14 protein-coding genes are annotated in these 15203 nt (G+C 72.1%); 5 read left to right on the top strand and 9 right to left on the bottom strand.

Annotated features, from left to right (window positions below):
- Position 1: 1 nt before the first annotated feature.
- A complete protein-coding gene (locus tag ACIPSE_RS42020; RefSeq protein ID WP_401674128.1) occupies positions 2-427 on the bottom strand; it encodes a hypothetical protein in 426 nt (141 codons plus the stop codon).
- Between the two features lie 179 nt (positions 428-606).
- Positions 607-1818: a S8 family peptidase gene (locus ACIPSE_RS42025; RefSeq protein WP_401674130.1), complete on the bottom strand. Its 1212-nt coding sequence runs from the start codon at positions 1816-1818 to the stop codon at positions 607-609.
- 316 nt (positions 1819-2134) lie between these two features.
- On the opposite strand from ACIPSE_RS42025, the gene ACIPSE_RS42030 reads away from it, so the two are divergent.
- Positions 2135-2932 (top strand): SGNH/GDSL hydrolase family protein, encoded by a 798-nt coding sequence (locus ACIPSE_RS42030; RefSeq protein WP_401674133.1) that lies wholly within the window; start codon positions 2135-2137, stop codon positions 2930-2932.
- Between the two features lie 4 nt (positions 2933-2936).
- On the opposite strand, the gene ACIPSE_RS42035 is transcribed toward ACIPSE_RS42030, so the two are convergent.
- The 4 genes from ACIPSE_RS42035 to ACIPSE_RS42050 form a co-directional block, all read right to left on the bottom strand.
- Positions 2937-4523 (bottom strand): protein kinase, encoded by a 1587-nt coding sequence (locus ACIPSE_RS42035; RefSeq protein WP_401674135.1) that lies wholly within the window; start codon positions 4521-4523, stop codon positions 2937-2939.
- Positions 4524-4598: 75 nt separating this feature from the next.
- On the bottom strand, positions 4599-6275 hold the full coding sequence (locus ACIPSE_RS42040) for a nickel transporter (RefSeq protein WP_401674138.1): 1677 nt from the start codon (positions 6273-6275) through the stop codon (positions 4599-4601).
- The gene (locus tag ACIPSE_RS42045) at positions 6272-7609 is read right to left on the bottom strand and encodes a tetratricopeptide repeat protein (RefSeq protein ID WP_401674140.1); all 1338 of its coding nucleotides are present in this window, start codon (positions 7607-7609) and stop codon (positions 6272-6274) included. The genes ACIPSE_RS42040 and ACIPSE_RS42045 overlap by 4 nt, the downstream gene beginning before the upstream one ends.
- 128 nt (positions 7610-7737) lie before the next feature.
- Positions 7738-9267 (bottom strand): DUF4331 domain-containing protein, encoded by a 1530-nt coding sequence (locus ACIPSE_RS42050; protein WP_401674142.1) that lies wholly within the window; start codon positions 9265-9267, stop codon positions 7738-7740.
- A 230-nt stretch (positions 9268-9497) separates the two neighbouring features.
- Between ACIPSE_RS42050 and ACIPSE_RS42055 the strand changes: the two genes are divergently transcribed.
- From ACIPSE_RS42055 to ACIPSE_RS42065, 3 genes are all read left to right on the top strand, one after another.
- On the top strand, positions 9498-10040 hold the full coding sequence (locus ACIPSE_RS42055; protein WP_401674145.1) for a sigma-70 family RNA polymerase sigma factor: 543 nt from the start codon (positions 9498-9500) through the stop codon (positions 10038-10040).
- Positions 10037-10858, top strand: a complete 822-nt coding sequence (locus ACIPSE_RS42060) for an anti-sigma factor domain-containing protein (protein ID WP_401674148.1) — start codon at positions 10037-10039, stop codon at positions 10856-10858. The genes ACIPSE_RS42055 and ACIPSE_RS42060 overlap by 4 nt, the downstream gene beginning before the upstream one ends.
- A gap of 126 nt (positions 10859-10984) precedes the next feature.
- Positions 10985-11251, top strand: a complete 267-nt coding sequence (locus tag ACIPSE_RS42065) for a hypothetical protein (RefSeq protein ID WP_401674150.1) — start codon at positions 10985-10987, stop codon at positions 11249-11251.
- Positions 11252-11478: 227 nt separating this feature from the next.
- Here the strand turns inward: ACIPSE_RS42065 and ACIPSE_RS42070 are convergent, their stop codons facing one another.
- Positions 11479-12231 (bottom strand): ABC transporter permease, encoded by a 753-nt coding sequence (locus ACIPSE_RS42070; protein WP_401674273.1) that lies wholly within the window; start codon positions 12229-12231, stop codon positions 11479-11481.
- 26 nt (positions 12232-12257) lie between these two features.
- Complete coding sequence (locus ACIPSE_RS42075) at positions 12258-13202, bottom strand: ATP-binding cassette domain-containing protein (protein WP_401674152.1); 945 nt, start codon at positions 13200-13202, stop codon at positions 12258-12260.
- 63 nt (positions 13203-13265) lie between these two features.
- On the opposite strand from ACIPSE_RS42075, the gene ACIPSE_RS42080 reads away from it, so the two are divergent.
- Positions 13266-13985, top strand: a complete 720-nt coding sequence (locus tag ACIPSE_RS42080) for a TetR/AcrR family transcriptional regulator (protein ID WP_401674155.1) — start codon at positions 13266-13268, stop codon at positions 13983-13985.
- Positions 13986-14048: 63 nt separating this feature from the next.
- Here the strand turns inward: ACIPSE_RS42080 and ACIPSE_RS42085 are convergent, their stop codons facing one another.
- A complete protein-coding gene (locus ACIPSE_RS42085) occupies positions 14049-15188 on the bottom strand; it encodes a type ISP restriction/modification enzyme (RefSeq protein ID WP_401674158.1) in 1140 nt (379 codons plus the stop codon).
- Positions 15189-15203: the final 15 nt, after the last annotated feature.

Below are 15203 nucleotides of genomic sequence, written 5' to 3' on the forward strand. Positions count from 1 at the left end.
GTCAGGAGGTCCGTCCCGTTGTCGCGCGTGAGCCGCGGCGCCTGAGCCACAGCAGCAGGAGGAGGAGCGCGCTGATCGTGGTCACGGCCACGACCCCGCCCCGGTAGGACCAGCGGTGCACGGCGAGCATGCCCTGGGCCACCAGCATGTTGACGACCACCGACCCGGCCAGCGCGGTCAGCCATCTGCCGAGCGGCGCGAGTCCGGTGAGCGCGGCGCCGATGGCCACGGCGGGTGCCGTCAGCAGGAAGAACAGCGTGAGCGGGCCGCGCAGCGGTGAGCCGGCGCCGGCCAGCGCGAGGACCGCGCCGCACCCGCCGACGGCGGTCGCGGCGCCCGCGAGCAGCGACGACAGGTCTCCCCCCGGGAACCGTCGTGCGGGTCGGTCGGTGTCCGTTGAAGATGTCTTGATGCCTATGGTCTGCATGGGCGACTTTGCCCCCTGAAGCGCCGGATGCCGGGCTTCAATGTGGCGCAGCCGCGCGGCGGACGTCAAGACACCGAGGCCCGCTCCGCCGCTCCTGGTACGGACTAGCGGACGAGTGTTCCCCGGAGGCGCAAGTCGCCTCCGGGGAACGGTCGTTCAGATGGTGCGGTGGCGCGGGGCTACGAGATCAGCTTGAGGAGCTTGTTCGGCGAGCCGGTGCCCACGCTGGTGAGCGCGTTGGACGTGGCTCCGGCGACCAGCGCCGAGGCGACCGCGGCCGGGGTCGCCGAGGTGTGGCCCGCGAGGTAGACCGCCGCGGCGCCCGCGACGTGCGGGGTGGCCATCGACGTGCCGGAGAGCGTGGCCGTGGCGGTGTCGCTGGTGTTGTAGCCCGCCAGGATCGACGAGCCGGGCGCGAAGATGTCCAGGACCGAGCCGTAGTTGGAGTAGCTGGCCTTGGCGTCGGAGCTGGTGGTGGCGCCGACCGTGATCGCGGTGGAGACGCGGGCCGGGGAGTACGAGGAGGCGTTGGCGGCGCTGTTGCCGGCTGCGACCGCGTACGTCACGCCGCTCGCGATGGAGTTGGCGACCGCGGTGTCCAGCGAGGTGGACGCGGAACCGCCGAGCGACATGTTGGCGACGGCCGGGGTGGTGTGGTTGTTGGTCACCCAGTTGATGCCCGCGATGACACCGGCCGTGGTGCCCGAGCCGCTGTTGTCGAGCACCCGGACCGCGACGATGCTGGCCTTCTTGGCGACGCCGTACGTGGTGCCCGCGATGGTGGTCGCCACGTGGGTGCCGTGTCCGTTGCCGTCGGAGGCGGTGGTGTCGCCGTCGACCGCGTCGTAGCCGTAGGAGGCTCTGCCGCTGATCTGGGTGTGGGTGATCCGCACGCCGGTGTCGATGACGTAGACCGTCACGCCGCTGCCCGCGGTGTCCGGGTAGGTGTACGTGCCCGAGAGCGGCAGCGCGGCCTGGTCGATGCGGTCCAGGCCCCAGGGGGCGCTGGACTGCGTGGTGTCGGCCAGCTTCACGGTCTGGTTCTGCTCGACGTAGGCGACGGCCGGGTCGGCCGCGAGCTGCTTGGCCTCGGTCGCGGAGAGGGTGGCCGAGTAGCCGTTGAGGACGGTGCCGAAGGTCTTGTCGACCTTGCCGCCGTACTCCTTCACCAGCGCCTTGCCGGCGCTCGACGTCGCCTTCAGCCCGGCCGAGCCGGACTTGAGCGTCACGATGTAGCTGTCCTTGACCGCGGTGGGGGAGTCGGCGGCGAGGACCTTGCCCGTGGCCGGGGCGGCCTGGGCGGGGAGGGCGGTGAGCCCGCCCACGAGGGCGGCGGTCGCCAGGCTGGTTATCGCGGCGAACGCAAGCTTCGTGCTACGCAGTTGTGCCATTACGAGGGAGTCCTCCTCATAGGCGGCGCGCGCCGGGGTCTGGCGCACGTCAGTGGGGGTGTGCGCTTGATCGCGCGCACGGCCCGGAACGTCGCGTTCCCGTCCCAAGCTGTCGTAAAGACTGGGTCATCTCCCGGTCTGGAACAAGGGAGTTGAGGGCGCGTCAACAGATTTGTCATGTTCGCGTAATCAAACACATGGCGAACACACAGGGTCGCGGTGAGTAAGAACGGAAAAGTCTTGGCATGGACACTTCCCGTCAATGCGCGTAGTTGCTACGACGGTTGAGGCAGAGATCCTGCTAAAGGGAGGTTCCATGAGACGTTCCCGACTTGCCGTATACGTCACCTCGCTCCTCCTCGCCGCCGGCGCCGTCCTCACCGGGACGGCCGGCGCGGCGCAGGCGGCGACCGGCCCCTACGTGGCCCTCGGCGACTCCTACTCCTCCGGGGTCGGCGCGGGCAGCTACATCTCCTCCAGCGGCGACTGCAAGCAGAGCACCAAGGCGTACCCGTACCTGTGGGCCGCCGCCCATTCACCCTCGTCGTTCAGTTTCAAGGCCTGCTCGGGCGCTCGAACGAGTGATGTCCTGGCGAACCAGCTGGGCACCCTGAGCACGAGCACCGCACTGGTCACCCTCTCCGTCGGCGGCAACGACGCCGGGTTCTCCGACGTGATGACGACCTGCGTCCTCCAGTCCGACAGCTCCTGCCTCTCCCGGATCAACACCGCGAAGGCGTACGTCGACTCGACGCTGCCCGGCCGGCTCGACAGCGTCTACTCCGCCATCGCAGGCAAGGCCCCGAACGCCGAGGTCGTCGTCCTCGGCTACCCCCGCTTCTACAAGCTCGGCACCACCTGTGTCGGACTCTCCGAGACCAAGCGGGCCGCCATCAACGGCGCCGCGGACTACCTGGACGCGGCCGTCGCCAAGCGCGCCGCGGACCACGGCTTCACCTGGGGTGACGTGCGCTCCACGTTCACCGGCCACGAGCTCTGCTCCGGTAGCGCCTGGCTGCACAGCCTCAACCTGCTCAACATCGGCGAGTCGTACCACCCGACGGCGGCCGGACAGTCCGGCGGCTATCTGCCGGTCCTGAACAGCGTGCTCTGACCCGTCATCCGTCCGACGAAGGAGAAGGGGAGGCCCCGCCCGTCGGGGTCTCCGCCTCGCAGGTCACCGAGAACGCCACCGAGTTGGACGTCGCCTTCTCCGGTTCCTGGACCTCCACGCTCACCGCGTTCCGGAACGTCCCGCTGTCGTCGTTCGTCGTCGCCACCGCCGTGTCCGTCCTGGACGTGCCGCCACCGGCCGGGAACGACAGCGTCTTCCAGCCCGGGTCCATCGGCCCCCCGTTCTTCAGCACCCAGCGGTAGCGCACCTCGGCGGGCAGCCGGGTCACCGTGATCGTCGCGGTGAAGGACGGCGCCTCGCCGCCCGGCGGCGGACAGGCCCCGGTGTACTCCGTGTTCGTCCCCGTCACCGACACCTTCACGTCCTGCGCGGGCGCGGTAGTCCGCGGGCTCTCGCTCCTGCTCGACGAGGGCGGCGGGGCCTCCTCGCCGGTGTCCGTCTCCGTGGGCCCGGTCTTCCCCTGTGACGAACTGGTCCCGCCGCCCTCGTCGTTCCCGTCGCCGCCGCCGTCCCCCCGGTTCAGCAGCGCGTACGTCAGCCCCGCGACGGCCAGCGCCAGCGCGGTGACACCCGCGACCAGCACCAGGCCGGCACGCCGGTTGCGGTCGGGTCCGGCGGTCCGTGTCGCAGCGGGCTGCGTGGGCTGGGTGGGGGTGGCCGGGTAGGGCGCCGGCTGCGGCTGCCGGGCGGCGATCGTCGGCGGGTACGGGGCGGCCGGCGGCGGGCTGTCGGCCCGCAGGGTGCCTCCGGCGGCGACGATCCGCAGCTCCTGCTCGGCCCGTTCGGCGCTCAGCCGTTCGGCCGGATCCTTGCGCAACAGGCCCTCGATGACCGGCGCGAGAGCACCCGCCCGGACCGGCGCGGGCAGCTCGTCGTCCACGATCGCGCGCAGCGTGTTCAGCGGCGTGTTCTGCCGGAACGGGGAGTTGCCCTCGACGGCCGCGTACAGCAGCACGCCCAGCGACCACAGATCCGACTCGGGGCCCGGGGTGCGGCCCAACGCCCGCTCCGGGGCGAGGAACTCGGGGGAGCCGATCACCTCGCCGGTCATCGTCAGCGCCGAACTGCCCTCGACCATGGCGATGCCGAAGTCGGTGAGGACCACCCGGCCGTCGTTCGACATCAGCACGTTGGCGGGTTTCACGTCCCGGTGCAGCACCCCCGCGTCGTGCGCGGCCCGCAGTGCCGCCAGCACCTCGGCGCCGATGTGCGCGGCCCGCTGGGGCGACAAGGGCCCCTCCGCGTCGAGGAGTTCGGCGAGGGAGATGCCCCGCACCAGCTCCATCACGATCCACGGCCGCCCGTCCTGCGCGGCCACGTCGTACACCGTCACCACATTGCGGTTGGCGACCCGCGCCGCCGCCCACGCCTCGCGTTCGAGGCGGGCGTACATCCGCTCGACCTCCGAGGTCTGGAGTCCGGCGGGCGCGCGCACCTCCTTGACGGCCACCTCGCGGTGCAGCACCTCGTCGCGGGCCCGCCACACCGTGCCCATCCCGCCCTCGCCGAGCGGGGACAGCAGACGGTAGCGACCGGCGATCACACGTTCACGGCCCGGTTCTTCGGACACGGGCGTCCCCCATTCGAAACTCCGCGCGACTTCACGATTCCGCTCGACCTGGCGTCATTTCTCCCCAAAAGTAGCTCAGCCGAACGCGGATGCCGCCCCCTTGAGCACCAGTCCCGCGCCGAGCGCCACGACGAGCAGCGCCGACATCAGCGGGGCCGACCTGCGCACGAGCGCCGCGAACGGATGCGTGGTCCAGCGAGGGCGCCGCTCCAGCAGCCGGTTCATCCCGGTACCCAGCCGGACGACGGCGAATCCCGCCGCGGTGAGGGTGAGCGCGAGGCCGACGCCGTACGCGACGACGAGCAGGAAGCCGAACCACGCCTGGCCGAGCGCCATCGCGCCGACGAGCACGACGACCGCCGAGGGGCTGGGGACGAGCCCGCCCGCGAAGCCCAGCAGGATCGTGCCGCGGAGGGTGGGGGCGACGGAGTGGGAGTGCGTGAAACCACCGTGCGTGTGGGTGTGCGTGTGGGGATGGGGGTGGTCGTGGTCGTGCGGGTGGTGCTCGTGGTCGTGCTCGGGGTGCTCGTGGGTGTGGGGGCCGGGTTCCGACGCGGTGGGCGCGGAAGCGGCGGCCACCAGGGCCAGTTCGCGTGCGGGCGCCTTCACGGGCGCGTGCGTGCCGCCGCCGGGCCCGTGGTCGTGGCCGTGCCCATGCCCGTGCCCGTCCCCGTGGTCGTGCCCATGGTCGTGATCGTGCGTGTGCCCGTGCCCGTGTGCCCGGTTGTGCCAGGCCCGTCGTACGAGGGTCAGGCCCGCGCCCGTCACCAGGGCGCCGCTCGCGATGCCCAGCCAGGTGATGACCGAGGGGGCCGCGCCGGAACCGGCCGTGACGAGAAGGCCCAGGGCGACCACACCGAGGGTGTGGGTGACGGTGACGGACGCGGCCAGCGGCATGACGTCCTTGAGGCGGGCCCGGCCGCCCCGGGCGGTGGCGACCGCCGCCATCAGGGTCTTGCCGTGGCCCGGGGCCAGCGCGTGCAGCGCGCCGAGGGCGACGGCGATGAACAGGGCGAGCGCCGCGAAGCCGAAGGTCAGGTCGTGCCGGGCGACCAGGGAGTCCAGCGCCCTGGTCCAGCGGTCGGCGCCGCGCGGGAGGACCGAGGCGGCGGGAGCGTCCTCCTCGGCCTCGGCGAGAGCGGGACCGCCTGGACGGACCCGCAAGGAGGCGGTCGCGGTGTCCGCGGGGGAGGACAGCAACTCCTGCGGATAGCTCGTCAGTTCACCGGAGACCGACTCGGTCGGCACGTCCGACCCGGTCAGGGTCGTCCGGTCGCCGCGCGCGGTGATCTCCCGCCAGCCGGGCCCGGAGTCGCCGCCGGCGCCGCGGAAGACCAGGGACACCGGCGCGTCCTCCGGCAGCGGCGCCGTCAGGTCGCACTCCACACGCAGGGTGTCGAGCCCGGCCTGCCCGGGCCGCACCACGGCCTTGCTGCTCCTGACGCCGAGCGTGGCCGCACGGCCGTCGACGGTGACCTCGCTGCCCTCGGCCGCGCTCGCGCAGCGGGCACGGGCCCAGCCCGCCAGGCCCCGCTCCTCGATGTCCGGCTTCGCCTGGGTCGCCGGGATCTCCGCGAGGTCCTCGACGTGATGGACGCGGAGCTGCCCCGGGGCGGTGACGAGACCGTCGTACCGGTTCACGGTGAAGTTGCCGAGAGGGTGCGCGCTCGCACCACCTGAGGGGACGAGCACGAGCGCGCAGACGGCCGTCAGGACGGCCGCACCGGAGGCGAACAGACGACGTGACCTCACTGGCCCGCCTCCAGATCCTTGAGCGCCTTGCGGGCCTCGCCGGCGCCCAGGGGCGAGAAGCCGGGGTTCAGCTTCAGCGCCGCTCCGAGATGGGTGCGGGCGTCCTCGGCGTGGCCGGTGGCGCGTTCGATGATGCCGCGGTGGTAGAGGAACGCGGCGCTGCGGTACCCGGTCGCCGTGGCCTGCCGGGCATAGGTGAGGGCTTCCTCGTCCTCGCCGTTGACGTGCAGCGCCCAGGCGAGGGCGTCCGCGGTGTGCACGGTGTGCCGGCGGGCCCACTCGGCGCGGGCCGCGCGCAGCGCCGCGGCCCTGTCGCCGTGGTCGGCGGCGGCGAGCGCGGTGTCCAGGTCGGCGTTGACGCCGTTGGCGCGGGCCAGCGCGGTCCAGGCGTCGACCAGCGCGTACTGGTCCGCGGCCTTCTCCTTCTCGCCGCTCAGCTCGTACAGCTCGCCGAGTTCGACCAGCGGGCCGGGCAGCGGATAGCGCGCCACGACCAGTTCAAGGCCCTCGACCGCGGCGGCGCGGTCACCGCTCGCGGCCTGCGCCCGGGCCCGGCCCTCCAGGGCGGGCAGATAGTTCTCGTCGGCGGCCAGCGCCCGCGCGTAGTGGCCGAGGGCGGTGTCGTAGTCGCCCTGGTTCCAGGCCAGCTGGCCGAGCTGGGAGGCGACGTACGCCACGTCGCCGGGCGCGCTCGCCGAGGCCAGAGCCTGTTCCAGCACCCGCTCGGCGGTCTTCACGTCACCGCGCAGCTCACGCACGTACGCGTACCGCGTGAAGACGGGGACGCCCGGCTTGCGGTCGTCGGCGGTGTCGGCGGCCTTCGCCGCGTCGGCGTAACGGCCGAGCTCCACCAGCGCGTCCACGCGGGAGGACAGGGCCCGTTCGTTGTAGGGGTTCTGCTTCAAGGTGGCGTCCGCGAACGTCAGCGCGTCCTTGAAGTCGTGCCGGGCCGCCGCCAGCGCGGCCTGCCCGGCCAGGGCCTGCTCGTTGGCGGGCTCCAGCTTCAGCGAGCGCTTGAGGGCCTTGTCGGCCTGCGGGTATCGGGAGGGGTCGCCCTTGGTGCGGGCCTGCTCGACATAGGCGAGCCCGAGGGTGGCCCAGCTCCCGAAGTCCCGGGGCTGGGAGCGGAGATGGGCCTGGAGCGAGGAGATGCTCGCGTCCAGGTCACCGCTGGTGAGCATGGCCGGTGACACCGCGCTCGGCGCGGACGCCACGGTCGTACCGCCGTCGCCGTCGTCCAGTGCGCCGACGGCGATGGAGCCGGCTGTCAGCGCGATGGCCAACAGAACGGCCGAGGCGCCGAGTTGAACGGCTTCCTTCCTGCGCGGGACCATGCCCTCTCCCAGTTTCAGCGTGCGATGTGTGTCAAGGACGTGCAGTGCGGTGCAGTGCGGTGCAGTGCGGCGCGGCCCGCGCCGTGGGGGATGGGTTACGAGCGGGCCGCGCCAGTCGAGGGGGCGTCCTAGTACGCCCCGCGCCGCATCCGGCGCCACCACATCAGGCCCGCGCCGATCAGGACGATCCCCGCGGCACCGGCTCCGGCCGACGCGGCGATCAGGGTGGTGTCGTCCGTACCGGTGCCGGCGGGCTGGAGCGCGTCGCCGAGCTGGTTGCGGACGTCGGCGCCGTCGGTCGTGCCCTTGGCGAGCGGACCGCGCGAACCCTCGGTGGGCAGGGCGACGTACGGGAAGGACTTCTCGAAGTCCTTGTCGTTCTTGTCGACCGCGTCACCCAGGTCGTTCTTGGCACCCAGGAGTTCACCCTCGACGACCTGGAGCGACGCGTCGATCACGTCGTCCGTCAGCCGGCGTCCGTTGGGGAACCCCGCGTTGTCGCCATCGAGCACACCGAGCCGCTTCGGAGAATCGGTGGGCTCGATGGACGTGTTGAGGCGCAGCTCTTCGGCCGCGCGGACATGGGGCGGCTGGTTCAGCCCCTCCACACCCTTGAGGAACACGTCCACGAGGTCGTTGCGCGGTTCGTCCGGCGCGTCGATCTTGTAGATGGCCTCGATGAGCTTGGGCAGCTCGGGGTTGGTCACGTTCTTCAGGAACTGCTTGTCGTCCCAGGGCGAGGACGCGTTGAACTTGTCCTTGTCCTTCAGCGGGTTGACGACCTCGTTCACCAGCGGCATGCCGAGGCGCGAGACCTGTGAGTAGTAGCCCTGGGCGTTCTTGCGCTGGGTCGTGGACCAGATGCCGATGATCGGCTGGTCCTTCGACTCGGTGAGCATGTCCGTCGGGACCTGGAGGGCGATCGAGTTGACGTTGTAGCCCTTGAGGGTGTCGTTGCCGACCTCGGTGAGGTTCCCGCCGTACAGCAGGTCGAAGACGCGCAGGTCCAGGAAGAACGGGTCGTCGGCCTGGCCCGCGAACGACGTGGCGTCGTTGGGGAGCTTGTAGACCGCCTGGTCGCGCAGCTTCTCGTAGTTCGGCATGGACGCCTTGCCGACGTTCGACGGTGCCACCGGAACGTCGTCGGCGACCTTCGTCTTGTACTTGACCTTCTGGTTCTTGAGCTGGAACAGGTCGATGTCGTACGTCTGCGTGATGTTCAGGTCGGGGTCGTCGAGGCTCTCGACCACACCCGTGTTGTACAGGAACGTCTTCTTGTTCTTGATGTGCGTCTTGAAGGTGAAGCGGTAGAGCAGCTCGCCCTGTCCGTCACCGTTGTTGTCGATGTGGATGTCGTACTGCGCGTCCTCGGCGAACTGGTAGAAGTTCGGCCCGCCCGCGGGGTCCTCGAAGGGGATCCAGTTGGCGATGATGGTCGTCGAGTCCGGCTTGTCCGGGCTGACGAACGCGTACACATCCGTGTTGTCGTACTGCGGGTCGCCCGAGATGAGCGGGGCCTCCCGGTGGCTGGAGGCGGAGGCCGCCCCCGGTTCCAGCGCGGTCACGCCGGCGGCTGCGAGCCCCCCGGCGGCCAGCGCACCACATATGAGGGTCGCGACGCTCCTGCGCCTCGCACCGCTCCTGGAGTTAGGTGTCATGCCGTCCGTCCTCAGTCCCAACTTGCCTGACGCTCGGAGATTCGGCACCGGCGGCGGGGCGGATTGGTCGAACCTGAAAAGTTTTTCGAGACGGCGGTGAGACACATTTCTCTGCCCGCGGACCCGCGTTTTCGGCCCGGAGATCCGTACCCCATCCGGAGGTGGGTTCGTTGCGAATACCTCGTGGGGCGGGAAGGCCCAGATGCGGCTTCGCGGGAGGGGGAAGCGACTTGGAAGCGGACGAACTGCTGGTGCTCGTCGCCGGCGGTGACCAGAAGGCGTTCGAGGAGCTGTACGGACTGGTGTCGGGACCGGTGTTCGGTCTGGTGCGCCGGGTCGTGCGCGATCCGGCGCAGTCCGAGGAGGTGGCCCAGGAGGTCCTCCTCGAACTCTGGCGCTCCGCCGCCCGGTTCGACCCCGCCCGGGGCAGTGCCCTGTCCTGGGTCCTCACGCTCGCCCACCGCCGCGCCGTCGACCGGGTGCGCAGCGCCCGCGCGGCCGGCGAACGGGAGCAGCGGGTCGCCCGCAGGTCCCACCACCCCGCCTTCGACCAGGTGACCGAGGAGGTCGAGGCCGGACTCGAACGCGAGTGGGTGCGGCGCTGCCTGGAACGGCTCACCGACCTCCAGCGCCAGTCCGTCACCCTCGCCTACTACGACGGGTACACCTACCGTGAGGTGGCCGAGCGGCTGTCGCTGCCGCTGGGCACCGTCAAGACGCGGATGCGCGACGGGCTGACCCGGCTGCGCGAGTGCCTGGGAGGTGTGGCATGAGTCTTCTCGGCCGCATGCTGGGCCGCGAGAACCCCCACTCGCTGGCCGCCCCCTATGCCCTGGACGCGCTGGAGCCCGCCGAACGGGCCCGCTTCGAGAAGCACTTGAAGGGCTGTCCGGTCTGCGCCGCGGAGGTGCGCACCTTGTCCGAGGACGCCGTCCGGCTCGCCTGGTCGACGGCCGCCCCGGCCCCGGCCGCGATGCGCGACCGGGTCCTGGCCGCGGTCCGTGCCACCCCGCAGGAACAGGCGCCCGGGACCGCGCGCCGGCGCGAGCCGCAACTGCCGCCGCACGTCTGGGGCACACAGCAGCCCCCGGCACGCGTCCGTGCGCCCCGCGAGCGCCGTCCGCTGTTCGTGCCCTTCGCCACCGCCACGGCCGCCGCCGCGCTCGTCGTCGCCTCGCTCTTCGCCGTGCAGGCGAACAAGACGCAGGAGGAACTGAACGCCGCGCGGGACCGGGCGAGTGAGATCGCCCACGTTCTCGCAGCTCCGGACGCGCGTGCGAGCACCGGGAAGGACGCCGAGGGCCGAAGCATCGGCGTGATCGCCTCCGCGTCGGAGGGCAGCGCGGTGGTCACCCTGAGCGGATACGACGACATTCCCGCGGACAGCGTGAACCAGTTGTGGCTCATGCGCCCCGGCGCGCAACCGCGCTCCCTCGGGCTCTTCGACGCCGACACGCCCTTGGTGGCGGCCGGTCTCGACAAGTCGTCGACGTCACTCGCTGTAACCGTCGAGCCCGACGGGGGCTCAGTACAGCCCACCAGCCAGCCGGTTGTCCAACTCGCCCTGAAATCGGTTGGATTCGGAGAGTAATCAAAGAGGCGTCGTCAACACCCTTACGGGGAAGGTGAATCCTGTGACCTCGATACACGAGTGCCCCCTGGGGGCGATAGGGTTACCCTGCCCGGGCCGGGTGGACTCGTACGGGTGGGGAGTGACATGGAACAGATAACAGTGCGCAGGGCGAGGGTTCCTGCCATCACGTGCGGGAGCAGCGCGACCAGTTCGCGCCTCGACCGCCATCTCTCGGTGCTGTCGGGCCCTGCCGTGCCCCAGCAGAAGACGGCCGAGGCGACCACGCTGATGCGTGAGCTGACCGCCCGTGAGCCCGTGCGCAAGCAGAGCGACCAGGGGCAGCGGGTCCGCAGGGTCTCGCTCTTCGCACCGCTGCGCCGACTGCGTCGATCGCTGTTCGGCGGGCACTGAGCCTCATCCGCTCCACAGCTCACGATCCGCGCTCGGGCGGCCACACCGGTCCGGCAAGGTGCTGCGCTCAGTAGTCCGTCATCCCCACGGCATGCAGCACCGTCCGGTGTGTCCGCCCTGCGCGGATGTCTCTCCCCGGCCCCCTTCCCGTGTGTGCGCCTCCCCGCGCGCCACACGCCTCACCGCGCGTAACGGCGTTGTCGTACCCGCCTGTTGACGCGCCGACGTCACCGTTCCCCGTGCGCGTACCGACGCACGGCGAGCGGTACGCACACCGCGAGCAGCACCGCGCACCAGGCCAGCGACCCGGCGACCGGGTGTGCCACCGGCCAGGCCGCCTCCGTGGGGACGGGGGCGTTGCCGAACAGGTCCCGCAGGGCCGTGGTGAGCGCGCTGATCGGGTTCCACTCGGCGAGGGTGCGCAGCCAGCCGGGCAGATCGCCGGTCGGGATGTAGGCGTTGGACAGCAGCGGCAGCATGAACGTGGCGCTGCTGAGCTGACCGGCCGCCTCCTCGCTGCGGGTGAGCAGCCCGAGCCAGATCCCGGCCCAGGCGCAGGCGAACCGGAACAGCAGCAACAGCCCGACGGCGCCCGCGGCTTCGGGCCAGGACCCCTCGATCCGCCACCCCACCGCGAGCCCGGCCAGCAGGAACGGCACCGTGCCCACGGCGGTGACGAGCACGTCCGCGACCGCCTGTCCGAGCGGTACGGCGGCCCGGCCGACCGGCAGGGTGCGCAGCCGGTCCGTCACGCCCCGGTGGACGTCCTGGGCGGCCTGGAACATCCCCGTCATGATCCCGTTGGCCGCGGTCGCCACCAGCAGCCCCGGTACGAGGAAGGACCGGTACTCGGCGCCCGGCACGGCCAGCGCGCTGCCGAGGACGTAACCGAAGAAGAGCAGCATCGTGATCGGCATGGTCTGGGTGAGGATCACCAGCGCCGGGTTGTTGCGGACCCGCAGCAACTGGCGTCCCAGCATGGCCGTTCCGCCGAGGGTGAGCGTGTTCACGCGGCGACCTCCGTCCCGCTCGTCAGCCTGAGGAACACGTCGTCGAGGGTGGGCGGGCGCAGGCTCGCGTCCATCAACGGCACTCCGGCGGCGTCCAGTTCGCGCACCAGCCGGGGGAGCGTGAGAGTGGTGTCCCGGGTGAGGGCGCCGACCGCGTCACGGGACCGGTCGAACGCCGGCTCGCCCCCGGTCAGCCGGTCGAGCACGCCCGCCGCCCGCGTCAGGGCGCCCGGGTCCGCGACGACCACCTCGACGTAGGTCCCGATGACCGCCTTGAGGTGCGCGGGCGAACCCGTGTGGGCCACCCGGCCGCGGTCGACGAGCGCGATGTCGTCGGCGAGCCGGTCGGCCTCCTCCAGGTACTGGGTGGTCAGCAGGACCGTCGTGCCGTCCTGCCTCAGGTCGCGGACGGCGTCCCACACGGCGTTCCGGCTCGCCGGGTCGAGGCCGGTGGTGGGTTCGTCGAGGAAGAGCACCTCGGGCCGTCTGACCAGGCTCGCCGCCAGGTCGAGACGGCGCCGCATCCCGCCCGACCAGGTCGACGCGGGCCGGTCGGCGGCCTCGGTCAGCCCGAAGCGGTCCAGCAGTTCGGCGGCCCGCTCGGCCGGGTCCCGCATCCGGTGCAGCCGGGCGAACAGCCGCAGGTTCTGCCGTCCGGTCAGATCCCCGTCGACCGACGCGTACTGCCCGGTCACGCCGATGACACGCCGGACGACCGCGGCCTCGCGCACCAGGTCGTGGCCGGCGATCCGCGCCGACCCGGAGTCCGGGCGCAGCAGGGTCGTCAGCAGCCGGACCGCGGTCGTCTTGCCCGCCCCGTTGGGCCCGAGGACCCCGCAGACCGTGCCCCGGGGCACCGCGAGATCCAGCTCGCGCAGCGCGTGCACCCCGCCGAACCGCTTCCCCAGACCTTCACTAAGTACAGCGTACGTAGAAGTCATGCCGCGACCATAGCGCACTACGTACGCCGTACGTAACTACGATGGTGGCCGAGGTGATGATCCATGGCGGGCCGAGCGGCCGTACCCGAAGTGATCTGGGCGCGCCCCGAGCGGGCGGGCCGGGGGCCGAGACCGGCGTACACCCGCGCCGACATCGCGGCGGCGGCCGTCCGGCTCGCCGACGCGGGCGGGCTGGACGCGGTGTCGATGCGGCACGTGGCGGGCGAGCTGGGCTGCGGCACCATGTCGCTGTACAACTACGTCCCCCGCAAGGAGGACCTGCACGAGCTGATGCTCGACGCGGTCGGCGCCGAGCACGAGATCGCCGAACCCAGCGGCGACTGGCGCGCCGACATGCTCCGCAACGCGCAGGAGACCCGCGCCATCATGCTCCGGCACACCTGGGTGCCCCGGCTGATGGCCGGTGTCCACGGCTTCAGCCCCAGCACCCTGCGGTATCTGGAGCACTGCCTGGCCTGTCTGGAACCGCTCGACCTGCCCTACCGCGACAAGACGGAGCTGATCGCCCTGCTCACGGGCGTCGTGTCGGCCCACACCGGCAACGAGATCGCCACCGCCGAGCGGACCCGGGCCGTGCCGTGGTCCGAGGAGGAGGAGAACGCGGTCCGGATGGCCTACCTCGGCGGCCAGGTCGCGACCGGTGCCTACCCGCGGCTGGCGGCGGCGTTCATGGAGCAGGCGGGTGAGCCGGTGGACATGGCGGCCGTGCTGCGGCGGGCGCTGGAGCGGGTGCTCGACGCGTTCGATCCGGAGCGGTGCTGAGGGCGCCGCGGCGCTGAGGGCACGGCACGTCTTCCCGCGCCCCCGCCGACCGGCCCGGGCCGGTCACAGCAGGCCCAGCTGGCCCTCCGGACCCTCCTCGTGGTGATCGAGCACCGAGGCCGGCCTCCTCGCCGCGTTCGGGACCGGCAGGACGCCCGCCGCGCGCAGGTCGCGAGCCGTGATCCGGGAGGCCGGCTCGTCCTCCAGGGCGGGCACGTCCGCCAGCAGCGCCAGGACCGTGATCAGCTCCAGCAGCTCCGACGTCCAGCTCTGGGGCCAGGTCGCCGGGCGGATCGCCGCCAGCGTTCCCGGCTCCGGCTCGGCCGTCCGCTCGGCGAACCACTGCTCCAGGACCCGCACCCCGCCGACCTCGAAGTCCCAGGCCTGGGGCGGCACCGGGGAGACGCGGCCCTCGTCCAGCAGCAGCGTCTCCTCGTCCCGGTCGTACAGCACGGTTAGCGGGCGGGACGGCAGCGGCGCGCGGACGTAGGGGCGCCGCCCGCCCGGCAGTTTGGGACGTTCCCCGTCGCGGCGCATGAGCCAGAGCGTCCGGTGCCCCGACTCCACGCCGTGCGCCCACAGTCCGGGATCGCCGGTGAGGGGGACGGTGAGGTCGGCGCGGGCGGCGAACAGGATCCAGGCCAGGACGTCCAGGGGGTCGGGCACGGTGCCGAGCCGGGCGCCGAGGTGATCCCGCAGTCCCGGCGCGAGGTTGGGTTCCGTGCCGTCGGGACGGCGGAACAGGGGGCGGACGCGGCCGGGGCGCAGCAGGGGCAGGACCGAGCTGGCGAGCAGCCGGTCCGCCAGCTCCACCACGAACACCTGCCGTCGGCCGGTGACCCGCCACAACTCCGGTCGGGCGGCGTCGATCAGCCGGTGGTCGGGGATCAGCCACTGCTCGTCGAACGGCGCGTGCAGGACACGCACCGGCTCCGCGCAGGGGCCGCCCGCCCGGACCAGTTTCTCCGTGCCGGCCGCGCGGCCCGGGAGCTGACCGACCGCGGACCGCAGGGTGCGGGAGCGCGTCGGCTCGAACAGCGCCTCGCGGTCGGGTCCTTCGGCCTTGACGAGCGCGTCCCACCGGGCTTTCAGGGATGCCGCGTCGGGGCCCGCCGGCCACCCCCGGCCCAGCCGCGGCGGTGCGACGGACCACGGCATGAGGTCCGCGAGGAGCGGAGCGTCGTCGGGCGTCACGCTGGGCATCGTACGACCTGCCCG

The organism is Streptomyces sp. NPDC090106 (assembly GCF_044747265.1).
Taxonomy (GTDB): domain Bacteria; phylum Actinomycetota; class Actinomycetes; order Streptomycetales; family Streptomycetaceae; genus Streptomyces.